Origin of the sequence: Neobacillus drentensis, assembly GCF_036965425.1 — a bacterium.
Classification (GTDB): domain Bacteria; phylum Bacillota; class Bacilli; order Bacillales; family Cytobacillaceae; genus Neobacillus; species Neobacillus drentensis_F.
In genome coordinates this window covers 1-18,726 of sequence record NZ_JBALPP010000074.1, presented here as the reverse complement: position 1 = coordinate 18,726, position 18,726 = coordinate 1, and the positions used below count along the sequence as shown (strand labels likewise).

General features: G+C 39.2%; 14 protein-coding genes and 1 pseudogene. 2 read left to right on the top strand and 13 right to left on the bottom strand.

Features of this window, described 5'->3' with window-relative positions; translation table 11 throughout:
• The first annotated feature begins 92 nt into the window (after window positions 1-92).
• On the top strand, window positions 93-1,010 hold the full coding sequence (locus V7161_RS18400; protein ID WP_335714402.1) for a LysR family transcriptional regulator: 918 nt from the start codon (window positions 93-95) through the stop codon (window positions 1,008-1,010).
• Between the two features lie 52 nt (window positions 1,011-1,062).
• Here V7161_RS18400 and V7161_RS18395 read toward each other — a convergent pair whose 3' ends face one another.
• The 5 genes from V7161_RS18395 to V7161_RS18375 all read right to left on the bottom strand — a co-directional run bounded on the left by V7161_RS18395 (window position 1,063) and on the right by V7161_RS18375 (window position 7,119).
• Window positions 1,063-2,637: a class I adenylate-forming enzyme family protein gene (locus tag V7161_RS18395; RefSeq protein WP_335714401.1), complete on the bottom strand. Its 1,575-nt coding sequence runs from the start codon at window positions 2,635-2,637 to the stop codon at window positions 1,063-1,065.
• 35 nt (window positions 2,638-2,672) lie between these two features.
• Window positions 2,673-3,845, bottom strand: coding sequence for an acyl-CoA dehydrogenase family protein (locus V7161_RS18390; RefSeq protein ID WP_335714400.1), 1,173 nt, complete (start codon window positions 3,843-3,845; stop codon window positions 2,673-2,675).
• 166 nt (window positions 3,846-4,011) lie between these two features.
• Window positions 4,012-4,920, bottom strand: a complete 909-nt coding sequence (locus tag V7161_RS18385; RefSeq protein ID WP_335714399.1) for a LysR family transcriptional regulator — start codon at window positions 4,918-4,920, stop codon at window positions 4,012-4,014.
• Window positions 4,921-5,010: 90 nt separating this feature from the next.
• Window positions 5,011-6,249 carry an MFS transporter gene (locus V7161_RS18380; protein WP_335714398.1) on the bottom strand — a complete coding sequence of 413 codons (1,239 nt, stop codon included), beginning with the start codon at window positions 6,247-6,249 and terminating at the stop codon, window positions 5,011-5,013.
• A 195-nt stretch (window positions 6,250-6,444) separates the two neighbouring features.
• Window positions 6,445-7,119 carry a DUF421 domain-containing protein gene (locus V7161_RS18375; protein ID WP_335714397.1) on the bottom strand — a complete coding sequence of 225 codons (675 nt, stop codon included), beginning with the start codon at window positions 7,117-7,119 and terminating at the stop codon, window positions 6,445-6,447.
• Window positions 7,120-7,363: 244 nt separating this feature from the next.
• On the opposite strand from V7161_RS18375, the gene V7161_RS18370 reads away from it, so the two are divergent.
• A complete protein-coding gene (locus tag V7161_RS18370; protein WP_335714396.1) occupies window positions 7,364-8,665 on the top strand; it encodes a M14 family zinc carboxypeptidase in 1,302 nt (433 codons plus the stop codon).
• 434 nt (window positions 8,666-9,099) lie between these two features.
• Here the strand turns inward: V7161_RS18370 and V7161_RS18365 are convergent.
• The 8 genes and pseudogenes from V7161_RS18365 to V7161_RS18330 form a co-directional block, all read right to left on the bottom strand.
• Window positions 9,100-10,264: pseudogene (locus V7161_RS18365) on the bottom strand (IS256 family transposase).
• Window positions 10,265-10,605: 341 nt separating this feature from the next.
• The gene (locus tag V7161_RS18360; protein WP_335714395.1) at window positions 10,606-11,427 is read right to left on the bottom strand and encodes a GNAT family N-acetyltransferase; all 822 of its coding nucleotides are present in this window, start codon (window positions 11,425-11,427) and stop codon (window positions 10,606-10,608) included.
• 57 nt (window positions 11,428-11,484) lie between these two features.
• Entirely contained in the window at window positions 11,485-12,618 is a 1,134-nt protein-coding gene (locus V7161_RS18355) for a M20 peptidase aminoacylase family protein (protein ID WP_335714394.1), read from the bottom strand.
• 21 nt (window positions 12,619-12,639) lie between these two features.
• Window positions 12,640-13,758, bottom strand: a complete 1,119-nt coding sequence (locus tag V7161_RS18350) for a mandelate racemase/muconate lactonizing enzyme family protein (protein ID WP_335714393.1) — start codon at window positions 13,756-13,758, stop codon at window positions 12,640-12,642.
• 94 nt (window positions 13,759-13,852) lie between these two features.
• The gene (locus tag V7161_RS18345; RefSeq protein ID WP_335714392.1) at window positions 13,853-15,184 is read right to left on the bottom strand and encodes a MarR family transcriptional regulator; all 1,332 of its coding nucleotides are present in this window, start codon (window positions 15,182-15,184) and stop codon (window positions 13,853-13,855) included.
• A 165-nt stretch (window positions 15,185-15,349) separates the two neighbouring features.
• Window positions 15,350-16,465, bottom strand: a complete 1,116-nt coding sequence (locus tag V7161_RS18340; RefSeq protein ID WP_335714391.1) for a M20 metallopeptidase family protein — start codon at window positions 16,463-16,465, stop codon at window positions 15,350-15,352.
• Between the two features lie 60 nt (window positions 16,466-16,525).
• Entirely contained in the window at window positions 16,526-17,947 is a 1,422-nt protein-coding gene (locus tag V7161_RS18335; protein ID WP_335714390.1) for an amino acid permease, read from the bottom strand.
• A 105-nt stretch (window positions 17,948-18,052) separates the two neighbouring features.
• On the bottom strand, window positions 18,053-18,697 hold the full coding sequence (locus tag V7161_RS18330) for a GntR family transcriptional regulator (RefSeq protein WP_335714389.1): 645 nt from the start codon (window positions 18,695-18,697) through the stop codon (window positions 18,053-18,055).
• Window positions 18,698-18,726: the final 29 nt, after the last annotated feature.

Below are 18,726 nucleotides of genomic sequence, written 5' to 3'. Positions count from 1 at the left end.
GCTTGAATTTATTATACAATCTAGATTATCATTAATAAAATTAAACATTTTAATAGATACATTAAATAGATTTATAGAAAAGGGAGAAATCCATGCAGATTGAACAATTAGAATACGTGATCGAAGTTGCAAAAGCAGGAACCATTTCAACGGCTTCCAAAAACCTTCATGTTACCCAATCCGCTGTCAGTCAATCTATTTCTAGTCTAGAAGAAGAACTGGGGGTAACGTTATTTCATCGTTCCCGCACAGGGACCCTTCCAACCGAAGAAGGGGACAAAGTCATTCAAAAAGCTTATGAAATTATCATGAAAATCCAAGAATTAAAGCTTGAAATGCAAAGTGTAAAAATGGTTGTAAAGGGTGAATTAAAGCTAGCTTCTATTCCAACATTCATGACCTTTCTTCTCAATCCGCTCGCTGCATTTAAAGCAGACTTTCCTAACGTGAATCTTGAAATAAAAGAACAAGAAACACAAGAAGTGGTAAATTCGGTCAATCAAGGTCATGTTGACATCGGGATGATCGCCATTCATGAGGGACTCAAGGATAAAACGGAGGATTTAGAGTTTTTACCGTTAATTAAAGGGGAGATGAAAGTTTATGTGCACAAAAATTCTCCGCTTGCGATTTATGATACGGTTACACCACACGATTTAATTAATCAAACCATTGTGATGTACGACGGTGACTACGTTAAGTGGTTTGTCAATAATTTCTTACATCAATTCGGTCATTTGAATATCCTATTTAAATCCAATAATACGGATGTTATTAGAAAAGCTGTCTTAAAAAATCTAGCCATCACCTTTTCTCCTGATTGGTACCCAAGCAACCACGAGTTACCGTCAAAAGATAAGATAAAAATGCTGCATATCATCAATCATCATCCAGTAAACATGGCATTTGGACTAGTTTATTCAAAGAAAAGACCCTTATCGGCATCGTCGGCAAAATTCATTAAGTATGTAGAAAAAGCATTCCAAACGAAGAATCATTTTACAAACTAATTCAAAAAGAAAGAAAGCTGGGAATGAAATCACATTCCCAGCTTTCTTTCTATTAAATGGTTAAAAGCCCTTGGGCATACTTATGTTTTAATTCTTTCTTATCTATCTTTCCAATTGGAGTAAGCGGGAACTTATCCTGGAAATAGACCACTTTAGGAACCATATACTTCGAGGTGCTCTGCTTGCAAAATGCGATGATTTCCTCCTCCGTACAGCTGAACCCTTCTCTTAGGGCTACAACGACGCAGACCGCTTCACCCCAATCCGGATGGGGAACACCTATACATGCACTCATCGCTACAGCAGGATGCTGATTGACCATCCTTTCCACTTCTGAAGAATAGACGTTCATTCCGCCAGATATGATCATATCCTTTTTCCGGTCTACTATATAGAGGTACCCATTTTCATCCATCCTGCCAATATCACCCGTATAGAACCAGCCGTCACGAATGGCTTCTTCTGTGAGTTCGGGTCTTTGATAATATCCCGCCATCAAGGCAGGAGATTTTACGATAATCTCTCCCAGTTCGTATGCCTCAACATCCTTCCCTATATCATCAATAAGGCGGATCTCGGTCAAAAGGCATGGTTTCCCGCAGCTCTTCAGGACTTCCTGATTGTGATGATAGGCCCAAAAATGGGCACTTTTGGATAATCTTGAAATAACAATATTGCATTCTGTCATTCCGTACTGCTGGCGCATAATAGGTCCAAACACTTCAAACGCTTCCTTCAAACGCTTTGGTGAAATAGGAGAGGCACCGTAAAAAATATTGCGCATCGAGCTTACATCATAATCCATTTTCTTCGTCTGATCGAGAAGCCTGTACAGCATGGTTGGAACCATGAAGGTCGTTGTAATTTTATATTCCTTAATGTTTTCGATAAACTGTTCAGCATCAAAGGAACGCATGACATAGATATGGACGCCTGAGGTTAGAGCCCTCCAAAGCAGAGATCCGGCGGAATGTACGATTGGCGTGCTCAACAATACCTTGTCTCTGTCGTCTAGCGGGTCTTCAATGGCAGCAGAAAGTAGTCCGGCAGCCAATCCTTCCTGGGTATGCATGACGCCTTTGGGTGTGCCCGTCGTCCCGCCTGTGTACGATAGGACAGCGATATCCTCCGGCATGGCGGCAGGCAAAGCGAATTGCTTTTTTTCCTTTGGCCACTGGAATTGCTCAAACTGGTCAGGGTACTCGACTCCAAATTCGGGAAGCCCAATGATATGGATATCCGGACTATTAGATTCTTCCAGGTATTCAAGAATGGTTGCAGTATGTGCCTGGGAAGCCATTATGACCACTTTTGGTTTTGCTTCCCTCAAAATGAAACCAACTTCACGGGTCCCCAGCTTCTCTCCTAACGGGACTAACGTTCCTCCACTTTGCTGGACCGCCAAACCAAATAGGACCGCCTCTAGGCTATTAGGAATCAGAGTGGCAATATGGGTGCCCCTCCCGCAACCTAATTCGAATAAATATGAAGTTAGGAGCTCTGTTTTGGCCAACATCTCCTTATATGTCAACGTCTCCTCTGATGGCAACAAGGTCACAGCGGGCAGCTCGCCAAATCGTTTTAATCCTTTAAGAAGCAATGACTGGAATGTCATCTTTTGCATCATCAATCTTACCCTCCTCCAAAACTATCAAACTATGGTTAATCCCTTAATAATTCTTTTGCAATCGTATTTTTTTGAATTTCCGAGGTTCCAGTAAGAATTCGGTACATACGAGAACTTCTGTACATTTTTTCGACAGGATGCCCTTTAACCAATCCTTGAGAACCGAATATTTGAATTGCCTTATCAGCAACACGGTTAACTACTTCTGATGCAAAGAGTTTAGCCATCGAGGCACCTGCCCGTTCTTCCTCTCCCCGATCAATTTTTTCAACCACATCGTAAACCATACATCTTGCTGCGTAGATATCTGTAGCCATTTCCGCTAACATATGCTGAATGGCTTGAAAATCCGCAATAGAACGTCCGAATTGTACTCTCTTTTTAGCCTGTTCCACCGATAATTCAAGAAGGTGCTGAGCCATCCCGACAAAACCGGCAGCGTGAGAGGCGCGATTCGTGTTTATTCTTTTCAACCCAAGGAGCAAGCCTTTTCCCGCTGCTCCGATAATGTTGGAGGCAGGTACACGGCATTGGTTAAAAATTAATTCAGCATGAATGCGTTCTCCCGAGATTGGAACTTGAATGTTCCCCAGTTCAAAGCCGGAATGGTGAGGTGTTTTTTTATCTACTAGAAAAGCTGTAACTCGTGGTTTCTCTCCGTCTACTAATTCTTTCGCTATGACAATAGCAAAATCAGCATAAGGGGCTGCACTGATAAAGTGCTTTTTCCCGGTTAAAATATAGTTCTCTCCATCCCGAATGGCCGTGGTTTCAATGGCAAAGGCATCCGAACCAGCATTTGGTTCCGTAAGGGCGAAACAGCAGCTTGCATCTCCGGCAACGACTGGGATGACATATTTTTCGATTTGCTCCTTTGTAAAACTTTCCAGCATTTGACCAATTCTTAACGGCCCGCCAATTTCCCCAAGTACCTGGCCCCATAAAACAGCTCCAGAACGAGCCAATTCCTCTTTTAGCAGGCAAAGCCCTTTTAAGCTTATATCCTGTCCCCCATATTCAATTGGGAGGTTAATTCCATAGAATCCTAGTTCTCTGGATCGCTGTCTTACCCATTTAATCGCTTCTCTTGGAATATCTTCCTCTGCATTCAGCTGATGCTCTTGTTCATATGGAAGCAATTCAGTTTGGATGAAATCCTGCAATTTGGCACGAAGTACCTTTAAGTCCTCTCCCAGCGTTGTTAACATTGGTTTCCCTTCTTTCAGTTTTTTTATCATTGTTTAAATATTTTAAATCTTAAACTAATTATAAATATAAATTATTTTTAAGTAAAATAAACAATTATTATGTATACTTAAGTTTCACTGATGTAAATCCCATAAAAAAAATTAGTCCCCTATTGTTGATAGGAAACTAATATTTTAATGTAGTAGTATAGAACTCAAGACACTTGATGAACTCTTTGGCTGCCTTTGAAAAGTGCTGTTTTTTCGAGCGCACAAACCCGAGTTTCATGGTATTGTTATTAAAGTTAACCAAAGGGATTGGGACAAGATCACCAGTTTGGTAATACGGATCACTGTTAATACCAATTTCATAAGATAATGAAATCGCCAATCCTTCTGCAACCGTTTTCTTAATAATCTCTGTATTATTGGTTAAAAATAAAATTTTCATTTCTCCGTATTGGTCAAAAAACTCCTTGATATACTCTTTCATTTTTGGACCATTATAAAAAACTAGATTCTGATCCATTAACTCCTGCGGTGTGATAGTTTTCCGGCCGGCTAAAGGAGATTTCCCGCTGACTGATACGATTATCTTTGCCTCCATCAAGGTTTGAAAATCCAACTCATCTTCTCTCGGATTTTTCTTTGGAATATTTAAAAGTCCGATGTCGATCTTATTATTTAAGACATCATTAACGACTTCTTGTCCGCCTTTTTCTTCAATAACGATATTGACTTTGGGGTACTTTTTCTTGAATAAGGCTAATGATTTGGGCAAAACCGTAAGAAATAGGCCTTGTGTAGATGAAAGGCGCAGCTCCTTCTCCATCGTTCCTGTATGCATTTGTGCCTTGTCTTTTATTTCTTCGAGCTTACTCAAAACCTCATACGCTTTTTGGATGATTTCCTTTCCCTCATCTGTCGGAATCGTACCTAATCGTGACCGTTTGAAGATTTTAATACCTAATTCCTTCTCCAGGCTCGTTATGGCCATACTAATTCCGGCTTGGGAAATATGGAGGCTCTCTGAGGCTGTGGAGATGGAGCGCATTTCAGCGACCTTTATGATATATTCCAATTGTTCAATATTCATGGATGATTCTCCTTCTATCTCTCTTAATTGAATCATACATCGAATAGTAGGTCTGTTCAAATCATAGAGGATACTTGTTTTTTTAAAATTTTAAACAGCTGCTGTTTTATTTTCATATCCTTCTGATGGGTGGGCTGAATTATTTTTTATGGAAAGGGCAATAACAGTCCCAACCAACGCTGAAACAACTAAAAACCAGAAGGCTGCATTATAGGAGCCCTTAAATACGCTAATAATTAAGCCGATTGCTGATGGAGAAACCGCACCGGCAATTTGGCCAGCAAATGTTACGAGTCCCGAAGCAGAGCCCGTAAGTTCCTTTGGCGAATATTTGATGATAATCGTATAAAGAACCGTTCCGAAGAAAGATAACGCTATGGAGTTAAGGGTAAGAAACGTAATAATCATTGCAATAGACGTGGCATTTGCCATGAAATAAAGGAAAATTGCGGAAGCAAGAGCACCTGCAGCGGCAAGATATTTCTCCTGGCCGGCCATAAATTTATCGAGAATCCATCCGCTAACATTAAACATAAGAAAGCCGATAATATAAGGAATGGCCAATAAACTTCCCGCCGCTACAAAATCCACTCCTTTTTCTTTCACTAAATAGATTGGCATCCAGGTGATCAGACCGTAGTTAATAATATTGGATAAAAATTTAAATGAGATAATCTTCCAAATGTTCTCTATTCTTAATAAAAGCTTTAAAGGAACTTTATTTTGTTTCTTGCTGCCTTCCAACTTGTCCTGGGTACGTTGTGGCTTCAGGATAAACCAAAATCCGAAAGCAACAATCATGCCTAAAATTCCGGCAAAAGAAAACATCCCTCTCCATCCGATTGCTGCCACCATTGCTGCAGCAAGAGCGGTACCTAATATTCCACCTATGTTTTGAGCAGAAAGGAAGAAGGAATTGGCCCTCCCGCGTTCTTTTTGAGGGAAATGATCCCGAATGGTAGACATACTAGACGGATAAAAAGGGCCTTCTCCTAAGCCAAAAATAAAACGAATGAATAATAATGAAACAAATGACCAAGCAAATCCCGTCAATAACGTAAACAAAGACCAACTAAAGAGTGAAAATGTAATCATGACCCTTGCACCAAATTTATCAGTCATCCATCCACCGAGCGGTTGCATAAGTGAGTAACTAATAAAAAATATACTAACGAGCAAACCTGTCTGGGACGTCGTAAGGTGAAACTCCTGCCCCATAGGAATAACCGCTACATTAATGGCTACGCGGTCAAAAAAACTTAAAACCATTCCAAAAAATAAAAGACCCATAATCATCATTTTCCGATTTCTACTAGCATACATCTCCATTCCACTCACTCCAATATTTCATTTTTTCATTTCCAATCAAAACGGAAGCGTTTCCATTTGATAATTCAGAATTTTATTAATGTTGGATTTATTTTAACATAAACTTGATTGAAGTAAATTCAATGATAATTATGTAATCATAAATAAAATTTATATAAACAATAAAAAAAGAGACCATTAAATAAATCTCTTCCTTTAAATAGTCTGAACAAAAAGTCCGTCGTCCTGCAGCCATTCTGCTATAAATACGTCTTTGTAATCCGTGATATTTTGCTTTTTCAATTGTAATTGCAGCCAGGATTCATCAAAGCCCAATTCCGTGATTTCATCCCATAAAACCTTACCGTCTCGAATGATCGTGACAGGAACAAATACTGCTTGTGAAGGCAAATTAAAATCTTCCTGAGTCGTTTTTTGATATTTTGTCTTTTTTAGAATACTTAAAGACCCATTTGCCTCTAAATAACAATAGGCCACTTCCCGAACAGAAAAGGTTTCACTTTGCCTGAGCAGGCTTTGCAGCTGATTAATATTCATCCTATTTTTCCTTAATTCTTCACGATCGATCATTCCATTTTTAATGAGGGCAGACGGCTTCCCTTCTACAACTCCCCTAAATGACAGGAATTTTTGACTTAGATACTCAACAATAAAAAGCAATCCTCCCCAAATTGCCATGGAATAAACAATATAGAACACTCCTATTTTATGATCATATAAGGCATTTCCAAGAAGTTCTCCCAACACAATCGCTGAGATAAAGGTAAAAGGGGTAATTTGACTAATAATTTTTTTTCCAACAATCTTCACTATTATGAACAAAGAAAAAAATCCAATGATAAGTTCTATTGTCAGGTACATAATTTTCATTAAAATAACAAACTCCATTCTCTTCTATGTTAATTTATATTTTTCTCCATTAATGAGAAATCAATTAGTAGATAGAAATAAAGGACTATTACTTTGATAGCTAACTAGGTAGATAGGATGTACAACATAAGAGGAAAACCATTACCATATTCTCAATTATCCCAATTTTCCGAATAAACTATTTTTCCAACAATTATATTATGTTAATATTTTTTATAATTATTTCCAATTGGAGGAACTACAAATGAAAAAGAAAAAAGCACTTGGATACATACTATCTTGCGGGATGTTGGCCGCGACCATTGGATTTGGCTCTACGGCCGTTTTTGCAGAACCTGTTACTACCCCAAATGGACCATGGGTACAGGATCCACAGAATCTATCCTTTGAAAGTTTAATGTCCAATGCACAATTAGAAGCAAAATTGAAACAGATTGAACAATCTTCAAATGGTAAAATGACATTAGAGCAATTTGGAACATCCAATGATGGCAATCCGCTTTATGTAGCAAAACTTGGGGATAATGCGCCGAACAAGAAGCGTGTTCTTATTTATACGCAAATACATGGTAATGAACCGCTGGGTACAGAAGCAGCAGTCGAATTAATCCAAAAACTATCCACAGGGGGAAAAGAAGCTCAACAAATTTTGGACAAGGTGAACGTTTGGTTTGTCCCTCGGATCAATCCAGATGGAACAGCCAATCAGTATGAAGGAAAGCCATTCCCAGTACGATATTCCCATCAAACATGGAATCCTGAAGAATTAGGCCTTCCTGCCGATACAAAAGCTCCTTGGTATTACAATGCAGAAGGAAGTGAACGCGGCCAAAATAATGATGGGAAAGTTGTTTATGGAATCCCTGGTTTTGACTTGAATCGTGATTTTCATCCTAATTACGATTTAGATATAAAAAAAGAAATCAAAAACAATCCAGAAAAAGTTGCCGAAATTCTAAACAAACCAAATTCTAACAACGGTTCACAGGCATCCCTAGTCTTTTCGCCTGAAACACGTGCATTAACAAAATTAGTAAAAGAATTTAAACCGGATGTTGCTATTGACCTACATCATCGTGGATTCAACCAATTATCAGAAGAAGACAAGCGATCTGTTTCCATCCAGTTGCTGGCCCTGTTTACTACAAAACCGTACCAGGATCCTTTCAGTGGTAAAATTTATAAAGTTGATCCAAATGTTGAGACCTTCAGCAAAAAAATAAATGCAGTCGCCTATGAATCGTTACAGCGTGGGAATTCTTCTTATGGGGCGATTCAAAAATATCCTCAGGTGAACTATCCCGGTTCTGGATTGGGCGCCATTCAATTAAATGGAACAGCCACCATGCTGATTGAAATTAAGGGACAAACTCAGACATTAGGTCAAAAGCAAAACGGTATGTTAAAAGAAACGGCTAAGGTTCCTGTGATGGCTGTACTTAACAGTTTAGCCGATGGTTCCATTGAAAATGCGGATCCAGCCGTATACGATGCAATCCCTGACTACGCTTTGCCAGTGAGCCCTGGGGGAAATCACGATTTTTAAGATGAAGGAAGGGATGAGCCTTTGGCCCATCCCTTTTATTTATTTTATTTTGATCTTAAAACATGGCTATGTTTAACTTGGTTGTTGATTTCTGCCCGTTTTTCATATTATCCGCATTATGAAGGACATTTCTCTCGATTTCATGATGGGATCGGGTATTAAAAACCCCCTTTAATTGACCGTTCTCCTGTTTACTAGATGGGTTTTGTCTTTCATTTAGTCAAGTCCTGATTATTGTGTAAAATCAAAAGCAATTGTTTTCAGCTTTACCTTCGATGATTCTCTATCCATACCCTTTCATTTTTTGGGGCGAAACTTCCATGGTTTTTTATTTACATATCCGGGAAGGGCTGTCAAAGGCTTTTCACTTTGACAGCCCTTCCTGGATATGTGATCATTCCATGATGGAAGTGAGTCGAAAAATAAAAGTTTTATTAGTTATTAAGTAATGTCTTTCTCTTGGAGTAGACCTCTTGATATTGCATGAGAACAGCACCTACCAAACGAAAGGCAGATTGAGTATTGGGGAAGATACGTATTACTTTCTCCCTTCTACGGACTTCCTGGTTTAAACGTTCAAGTGAATTTGTGCTTCGTATGTGGGGGTGCATCTTCTCAGGAAAGTTTAGGTATTGAATCGCATCTTCAAAGCCTTCATCTAAAGTTGCCAAGGCTTTGGCATACTTAGCTTCATCCCCAAACTGGTTCATTAGTTCATTCTTAAATCTGCGGATATCCTCCATCGTAACAGCTTCAAAGACACGCTTAATCATCGTGCGTATCTCTACTATCTTTTTTGGAGAGTTTCTCTATTATATTGCGTTTAAAATGTACCAGACATCTTTGCCACGTAGTACCGATAAAATCGCGCTGTATCGCCTTTTGGAGTCCTAGATGTGCATCTGAAATGACCAGTTTGGGAGATTGAAGCCCACGAGATTTAAGCTGTTGGAAGAAACGGCTCCAACTCTCGAAATCCTCCGCATGATCCACACTAAGCCCAAGGATTTCACGTGTATTCTTTTCGGTAATGGCAGTAGCGATGTACACGGCTTTTGAGACAACCCGGTTGTGTTCCCGGACCTTTATATACATGGCATCCACAAAAACATAAGGATAATACATGACATTCAAAGGGCGTTTAGACCAATCATTAATAACGGGGTCAAGCTTTTGGGTAAGGGAAGATACAAACGACTTCGAAATGTTTTCCCCACAGAGCTGCTCGACAATATGCGTGACCTTCCGGGTTGAAACGCCGTTAATGACCATTTCTAGCATGGCGAGAACCATGGCTTGGTCACAACGGGCGTACTTGTCAAAGACTGAAGTGGAAAACTCACCATTTCTGGTTCTGGGTACTTTTAGCTTTAGTTTGCCAATACCTAAGATCAATTCACGTTCATAGTAGCCGTTTCGGTAGTCTCGGCGATCTGGAGATCGTTCATAAGCAGCAGCCTGTAAATAATCGTCCCTCTCTTTTTCCATGACTTCATTAAGAACTAAGACAATCGCTGATTTAATCACCATATCTAGATTAGAATTGATGACGGATTCTTTTAAAAGGTCTAAATCTAGGTTAAACTGTAAGTGAGTCATTTTAATTCCTCTTTTCATTGTTTATCGTCGCTGAAAACAGTGTTACCAAGAGTGAATAAAATGACTCTTTCTTTTTACACAATTATATGGACTTTATCTTTCATTTGCCCTTTGAAGGACATTTCTCTCACTGCCCGGTTGAGTTAGGGCATTATGAGCCCCCTTAATTGACCGTTCTCCTGTTTAATAGATGGGGGTTGTCTTTCATTTAACCTTTGAAGGACATTTCTCTCACTTCCGGGATGAGTTAGGGCATTATGAACGCTTTTTATTGACTGTTCACCTCTTTAAAGGATCTGCTTTGTCCTTCATCCTCAATTCAACAAAAGACAAAATCAACATTAAGCTTTAACATAGCCTAAAACATAAAGATATAACGCCGGGTTCGATTGACTCTTCACTAAATCGATTGCCGTCCAGCCATTTTGAAAATAGTGTGTAAAAACTTGCCCGGTGCTCATTCTCCACGATAAGGCTAGCTCTGAACTATATTTCTTGAGCGTTTGCATATCACTTGGTACTGGTACAAAAAGAAATCCCGATTCCGAATTCTTAATTAAATCTAGTTCTAATGGAACGGGGTATCCTTTGGAATCATTCACAACCTTAATTACTAGGGAATCGTTATCGAATTCATACTGGTTCGGTTTTTCAACCGCTTCTTCTTTAATCCACCATTCCACAGTGAATCGATCGGACGGCATTCCCTCATTTAGTTCATCCTGCATTTCTCCATAGCAATTTTCAACATATTTGTTACATCTTGCTCCAAGCTTGTGCAGATTCAAATTTCCATTGACGGTTTCCAAAGGATCGTATGTCCAGGTAATTAAATCATATCCCTTTTTCAACGCTTCTTCTTTTTGCAGGCGTTTCAGTTTTTCACCAATCCCTAATTTTCGATACTCCGGATGGATTCCTAATATATGGGAACATAAATAGACCTTTTCTCCATTAAAACCAGGAAAGCTGAATTGAAATCCAATAATTTTTTCATCGATAAATGCCCCCAGCATGATTCCTCCATTTTTAATCGCTGTAAGGGTTTGGTGGATTGGTGTGGACTCATACTCACTCCAAATGATTGACTCTAACCTTCTTACATTTTCGAGATCACCTATTGATTCGATGGTACGAAAATTGATATTTATTATATTGCTCATCCCTTTTACTTCCTTTTCATATAGTTATCCTATTTATTATTTTGTCCCACTTACTGATTAGCTTTGTTCAAAAGTGGCAAGAACAGTTCGAGTAAGAATTTCAATTCCATCTAACAATGATTCCCGGTTAAACTTCATATTTGGATGATGCAAGCCAGGCTCTAAATCACAGCCTAACCCCAGCATGGCAGCTTTCAAATGCGGGCGCTCCTTTGTATAAAAATGGAAGTCCTCCGCACCTGGTGTGACTACCGGCGCCTTTACCTGCTTATAACCCAATGTTTCCGCAATTGCTTGAGCCATAATCTGTTGGGCCTCTTTATTTAGCACCGCCGCATACACCTTTTCTTGATGGTCATAATCAATTTTCACTTCATATAATGATGCTACTCGTTCTAAAATATGATCAACTTTTTTAGCCAACTCATTCATAGTCTCATTGATTTGGGCCCTTAAATCTAAGTGGAATTGGGCCGATCCAGGTATGATGTTACTGTTTTCACCGCCAGCGCTGACCTGCGTCATTTTTACAGAGTAAGAGTCATACGGATTTAAACGGATTCCCTTTAACTGCTCAATTATGGTTCCAACCACTTCAATCGCATTCACCCCTAAATCTGGGCGCGCTCCATGGGTATCAAAACCTATGATTCTAGCAGAAATTGTTTCTGCCGCACCATGTAAAATCCCAGGTGATGCCGTCCCCTTCAAAAGCTCATGGATCGGACGTAAATGGACGCCATATAAATAATCAAGGTCATCTACAACCTTTTTTTCGATCATTTTTAAAGCACCATTGCCCATTTCTTCTGCAGGCTGAAAAATGAATTTTAAACGCCCCGGCAAATGTACTTGCATTTCTTTTAATATAAGCAGCATCCCTAAGACTATGGTCATATGGGCATCATGACCGCAGGAATGATTGGCTTTAAACGTCCCGTTGACCTCCTGCCATAACGAATCCATATCAGCACGGACTCCAACGGTCAGGGAATCCGCTGTACCATTTCCCCATTCACCGATAACACCGGTATGGTCTGGAAAAGTCCTGACAAGGCACCCGTTTCTTTGTAAAATATCGGCAATAAATTCAGTTGTTTTTACCTCTTTCCAACTTAACTCTGGATGCTCGTGTAAATGGTCAAATAACTCAAAAATAATCGGACTAATTTTTTTTATTGCATTTTTCATACTCAATCCCTCATATCTCTATTAGGCTAGAAGCTCAACAGTCTCTTGTTTTACCGTTAACTCTTGGAGCGAATCCTCCTGAACGTCAACCCCTAATCCTGGCTTGCCACTTAAAAGAACGAAAGGAATTTGATATTCCAAATTACCAATATCCCTACTAAATAATAATGGCCCCGTCAGTTCTGTACTTGTGATGTTTTTTCTTGCCATGGCCGTATGGTAGCCTGCTGCCGACCCAATGGAGGACTCGACCATCGATCCAACTTGGCAGGAGATTCCTGCGTATTCTGCTGTTTTGGCCATATGAATCGCTGGATAGATACCTCCGGACTTCATTAATTTAATGTTGATTTTGTCGGCTGCATTTTTCTTGATAATTTCATGAAGATCGGCGCCATTATGAACACTTTCATCCGCCATAATCGGGATAACCGTTTTCTTTCTAAGCTCCGCAAGCCCATCGATATCTCCCATTTTGATTGGCTGCTCGAGCCAGGAAATACGCAGCGGTTCAAGTAATGGAAGGGCCTGCGCTGCTGTTGAATAATCCTTCCAACCTTGATTGACATCCACTCGAATTGGCATCTCAAATCCTACCGCTTTTCGAACAGCTTTCACCCGTTCTAAATCCATATATAGATCAAAACCAACTTTTAGTTTTAAGGAGCTATAGCCTTGAGTAACCGCCTGTCTCGCTTTCTCAGCCATAATTTCAGGTTCCTCAATACTTAACACTTTTGCAAAAGTAAGCTCGTCATGAAATTTACCACCGATTAATTCATATATAGGCTTGTCTGTGTATTTTCCCATTAAATCATAACATGCGATATCTATCGCCGCTTTTGCTGCCGGATTCGCGTGAATGCGGCTATCCATAATATGATGGATTCTTTCAATCGCAAATGGGCTCTCTCCCATAATCGCAGGCACTAAATGATGCTTTAAAACTTCAATTGTGCTAAAGAACGTTTCCCCTGTTACATGCTCATCAGGAACAGCTTCCCCAAATCCCACTAATCCATCATCCGTTTCCAGTTTCACAATAATGGAAGGCATGTAATCGTATGTCTCATAGGAAATAATAAAAGGTGTTTTTAATGGCAAATGGATACCAACGATGTCTGCTTTAATAATTTTCAAGTTAATCTCCCTTTCCTTTTAGCAACAATGTCGTTAAAGTGTCGCTAATTATTTAATTTAATAATATGCTGTAAATTCACAAAAATCAATATTTTTATGAATTCAGCATATTATTTAGACTCTCCGTGATATTATATAGTGCGCGAGGACGTCCTTGATCATATGGCTGTTCTTCGCCAGTAATGTGTAAATATTTTTGTTCAAGAAATCTTTTTATGATCCGTTCTGCTGACCGCCTGCTTACAGCGAAATAATCAGCTAACTCCTGGGCGGAAAAAGAACGAAATTGATTGATTCTTAGAAAATCAAAAAACCTTTGCAAATTCTTCGCAGTCATTTTTAGTTGTTCAGCTAACATTTGTATTTCCTGATCCTCGTTTTTTAACGTATATCGTTTTTCATTTTCAAATAGTGGTCCAATTAATTTTTTATCTTCATCTAGCAGATAGACAGTTGTCTTTTCCGATGAATGTTTTTCAGTAAAATACAATGCTTGGTTTGCATGGTTTTCCGCATCATTCATGGTATAACCGTATCCAATTCCGATTTGTATGGATGATTTTATTTTCCCTTCAAGTTCTAAGATATTTTGCAATCGCTCTTTCTGAACAGCTTCCAATGATCCTCTATTGGTATAGATGAGAAAAGGCTGGAAGTGATCGTGTGACACCCTGGCATTTAACTGCCTTGCCATTTGGTGTAAATGTTGCAGGATTTGAAGTCTAGACACTTGTTCATCCTGATGAGTTGGATAATTGTTTACTTTTATTGAGATGACGGCAATTTGAGAATCTTTTGTTTTCTTTAACCTTGTCAACGTTATGGCCTTTTCCAATGCTTCTTTTAAGGCTTGTTTTGGCTGAACCATATAAATTGATGGAATCTCTAATTTCAGAAGTTCTTCATATACGGCATGAATGCTTGTTAAAGCAAATTGTGTTTTCTTCTCCTTATATAAATCAGCATGAAACTTTACAAATTGTGAAAAATCAAAGGATGACTTCTCTTCTTCAAAGTTAAAAATCCAAGGATAATCTTTTATAAAATTAGGTCCACTTGAAATCTGAATTTCTTTTATTACATTTTCAATGAAATCCTGCTTCGGCAAATCAATCGAGATTTTTTCCAGCGGTATCTTTTCATGATAATAAATGGAAAATAATGATAACGAAACCACAAACTCGTGAAAAGGAACGTAAGTTGCCATTAGTTTGTTCTCGTTAATTTTTCTTTGACCAAAGTAAAAAGCAATAGCTCCAGAAAAAAGTAAGGTATCTACCTCTTTTCCTGCTTGATCAATCAAATGGTCAATTTCCCAAGGAGATTCATAGGTATAGTCGACAAATGATACTTCTGGAAATAATGGATAATATTCAGAAATGGCTTCAATAAATAGATTTGATCCTAATACACCAATGACGAACATTTTGACAACTCCTATGTAAACTTGAACACTTTTTAATCAATAGTATACCATGGTTATGCAAATTCTTGACCATTTGGTGGATTTTCAATTCTTCCATATGTCCACAATCTAATTTAAATAAAGGCCTCCATTCATTTCTGGAGGCCCCCCTGTCATTTTTTATCATTACTTTTCAGCAAGCCCTTTTAACAATTCTACAGCCGTTTCGATGACCCCGTCATTAAAGTCATACTGGTAGCTGTGCAGATTTGGATAATCTTCTCCGTTTCCTATATAACAATACGAGCCTTTTGTGAGTTTCGTATAGTGACCGAAATCCTCGGAACCACGGAAAGCTTCCGTTAGCTCAACTATCTGAAGCCCTTTTTCATTGCAGACTTGACGAATCTTGTCTGAGCTTTCCTTATGATTTGCCGTTTCTGGGAACTCATCCTGGTATTCAAAGCTTACCTTCAGACCATACTTCTCCGCTTCCATCTTCGCCAGATCCTCCAGATTCTGCTGAAGCCTGTCCATCTCTTCCTCATACAGTGCTCGAATGGTCATTCTTAGGGCACCTTTGCTGGCATTTACTCCAAATGCTTTTGCACCGATGTCAACCTGAACAATCGTACAAAGGACCAACCCCTTATTGTTAGCTGAGTTTATGAAACCAGGGATGGCATCAATCAGTTTTGCAATGGCAAAGGCTGGATTAATCCCTTTTTCCGGTTCGCTGGCGTGAGAAGGAACACCTTCCATTTGGATGGACATTCCCTTGGATGCACAGTGTGCAGTTCCATCGATGACATGAACAGTATTGTATGGAAAACCACTCATATTGTGCCATGCAAATATTTCATCAATGTTATTTTCCTTGATGAAAACAGCGCATTCAGCAGCGCCATCACCAGTTTCCTCTGCATGCTGGAATAAAAAAAAGATATTATTGTCACTGCCCTTTTGATCGACCTCCAGCGCAAATCCGCAGAGGGTGGCAGAGTGTCCGTCATGGCCACATTTGTGAGAAACTCCAGGAAACCTCGATCTGTATGAAAGATCGATTGTTTCCTCAATTGGCAGCGCATCAAAGTCGGCACGAAAAGCTATGTTTCTTTTCCCCACTTTGGACCGATAAATAGCGTAAAACCAGCGGCCCTTGTCAACGATTTCGAGTTTGGTATTTTCATTGAGAAAATCTATTAAACGCTGTTTGGTCCAAACTTCATGATTTGATAATTCTGGATGAGCGTGCAGCTCATGGCGCAGTTGTATTGCCAATTCAAGATTTTTCTTTTCCAATTCCACTGCCTCCTTTATTTAAAAGTAATTTTGGTAAAGTGCTTCTAGTAATCTATTCAATTATTTAATTTCTATTTCATTGATGTGCGCATCTAAAAACGGCTTATAATTCGGATCTTGCAGTTTATCTTTTTTATGCAAGAAAGTTCCAATGATAAAGTACAAGATTAGCATTGGTGCTCCAATATAGAAGGAAAATCTTGTGTCAGCGCTGTATGCGGTATATATGGCAATTGCGACTAAAACAAATAAACAGATGATTGTTGGAAACGGATAACCACCCATTTTGAATTTTAGCTTGTCCACTGAACCGCCATTTGCCACGAGCCATTTTCTGAATTTATAGTGAGAAAGGAAACTTCCAAACCAGCCTAGCAGGGTATTGAAACCTGCAATGGAAATCAACCAAACGAACACTTTATCAGGAGAAACAAAGTTGGTAATTAAAGAAACCTGACCTAGGAACAATGTGAGAAGAACTGCATTCATTGGAATACCGCGTTTGTTCACTTTACCCAATGCCATCGGTGCTTTTCCTTCTTTTGATAACGCGACTAGGGTTCTGCTGAGTGCATAAACAATAGAGTTTGCAGCGGAAGCCAAGGAAGTCAGAATGACAATATTCATAATCGCAGCTGCACCAGGGATTCCCGCCAATCCAAACAAGCCTGCATAGCCGTTACTTAAAACGCTTACATTTTTATAAGGTACAACTAATCCCATGACTGTTACAGAACCAACGTAAAAAATTAATATACGGAAGAAAATCGTATTAATGGCTTTAGGCACGTTACGCTGTGGGTTTTCTGTTTCTCCTGCAGCTGTTACAACCGTTTCAACGCCGAGATAGGACCAAATTACCCCTGTCATCATCAAAATTACCGCTGTGAAACCATTAGGGAACATGGATTTGCTGTTCCAATTGGATAATCCGATGAATCCTTGATGGCCAATCGCTCCAAAAATCATTAAAACTCCTACAACTAGGAAGATTATGATAGCGACCACTTTTATACCGGCAAACCAGTATTCAGCTTCTCCGTATGATTTTACATCAATCATGTTCAGCCCCAGAATAAACAATGAAATGATGATACAAAAGACCACAGGAGGAATACTCGGGAAGAATTGATTTAAAATCATTCCGCCTCCAACGACTTCTGCCCCAAGCCCGAGGAAACCGTTAATACATAAATTCCAGCCTACCATGAAGCCTAATACCGGATGAACAAATAGACCTGAATAAGTCGTATAGGCACCAGGAATTGGCATGAAGGTTGACATCTCGCCAAGACCTTTCATTAATACATACACTAATAGTCCAATTACCAAAAACGCAATCGGTCCCCCAAGAGCACCTGCTTTCGAAACAACATTTCCCGAAGCAAGGAAAAGGCCTGTTCCGATTGTTCCCCCAATGGAAATCATCGTAATGTGGCGGCGTTTAAGCCCACGTTGCAGGTCATTGCTGTGTTTTTCCATAATTCAAATCCCCCTTTTTCACATTTTTATAAATATTCAGTTTTTATATTGTCAATAAAAAAAACGGTTCTGTTTCTGATGAAACAAAACCGCTTTTTCCTATTTCTATAAAGGTATTTGTTCTGCCTTATGGATGTTCCAATGCACTTCTTTCATAAACCTTTCTAATTCAGCTGAATCATTGCTTGCGAAAAGCTCCATCATCTTCCTGTGTTCGTTATTGGTTTGATATAGCTTTTCCTTCAACCCATCTTTTGGACCAATTTCACCTAAATTAATCATAAACTTCTTTTTTAATTGGAGGAGAAGTTCTACCAGGCTCTTGTTGGGACAAATGGATAGATAAACATGATGAAAAGCATCCTGCATCTTATCATACATCCTGTAATTTTCAGTATTAATGGCCAGGTCGATGCTTTGGATATAAAATTCCATCTCTTTCATATCTTTCTCGGACAATAGCGGAGCGGCCAGCGAGGCAGCAAGGCCATCTAATGCCCCTATGATAAAGTAGGTCTCTTTCGCCTCTTGTTTAGTAAGATTCTTTATGACGAACCCTTTCCTTGGCACATTTTCAAGCAATCCCTCTGATGCAAGCTGAATGAGCGCCTCCCTAACAGGAGTTCTGCTGACATTTAGACTCTCGCAAAGATTGTTTTCATTAACCTTTTTTCCTGCGATTAATTTTCCGCTGTTAATTTGCTCTACGATATAGTTATAGACATGGTCTTTTAGCGATAAATATTCCATTATAAAATCTCCAATGCATTACTTTATAT

Bases quoted from the DNA above. Each gene is read 5' to 3' on its own strand.
- V7161_RS18345 (WP_335714392.1), bottom strand. From the start codon at position 15,184: ATGTTCGTCATTGGTGTATTAGGATCAAATCTATTTATTGAAGCCATT.
- V7161_RS18385 (WP_335714399.1), bottom strand. From the start codon at position 4,920: ATGAATATTGAACAATTGGAATATATCATAAAGGTCGCTGAAATGCGC.
- V7161_RS18355 (WP_335714394.1), bottom strand. From the start codon at position 12,618: ATGAAAAATGCAATAAAAAAAATTAGTCCGATTATTTTTGAGTTATTT.
- V7161_RS18370 (WP_335714396.1), top strand. From the start codon at position 7,364: ATGAAAAAGAAAAAAGCACTTGGATACATACTATCTTGCGGGATGTTG.
- V7161_RS18400 (WP_335714402.1), top strand. From the start codon at position 93: ATGCAGATTGAACAATTAGAATACGTGATCGAAGTTGCAAAAGCAGGA.
- V7161_RS18375 (WP_335714397.1), bottom strand. From the start codon at position 7,119: ATGAAAATTATGTACCTGACAATAGAACTTATCATTGGATTTTTTTCT.
- V7161_RS18380 (WP_335714398.1), bottom strand. From the start codon at position 6,249: ATGGAGATGTATGCTAGTAGAAATCGGAAAATGATGATTATGGGTCTT.
- V7161_RS18335 (WP_335714390.1), bottom strand. From the start codon at position 17,947: ATGGAAAAACACAGCAATGACCTGCAACGTGGGCTTAAACGCCGCCAC.
- V7161_RS18390 (WP_335714400.1), bottom strand. From the start codon at position 3,845: ATGTTAACAACGCTGGGAGAGGACTTAAAGGTACTTCGTGCCAAATTG.
- V7161_RS18330 (WP_335714389.1), bottom strand. From the start codon at position 18,697: ATGGAATATTTATCGCTAAAAGACCATGTCTATAACTATATCGTAGAG.
- V7161_RS18360 (WP_335714395.1), bottom strand. From the start codon at position 11,427: ATGAGCAATATAATAAATATCAATTTTCGTACCATCGAATCAATAGGT.
- V7161_RS18395 (WP_335714401.1), bottom strand. From the start codon at position 2,637: ATGATGCAAAAGATGACATTCCAGTCATTGCTTCTTAAAGGATTAAAA.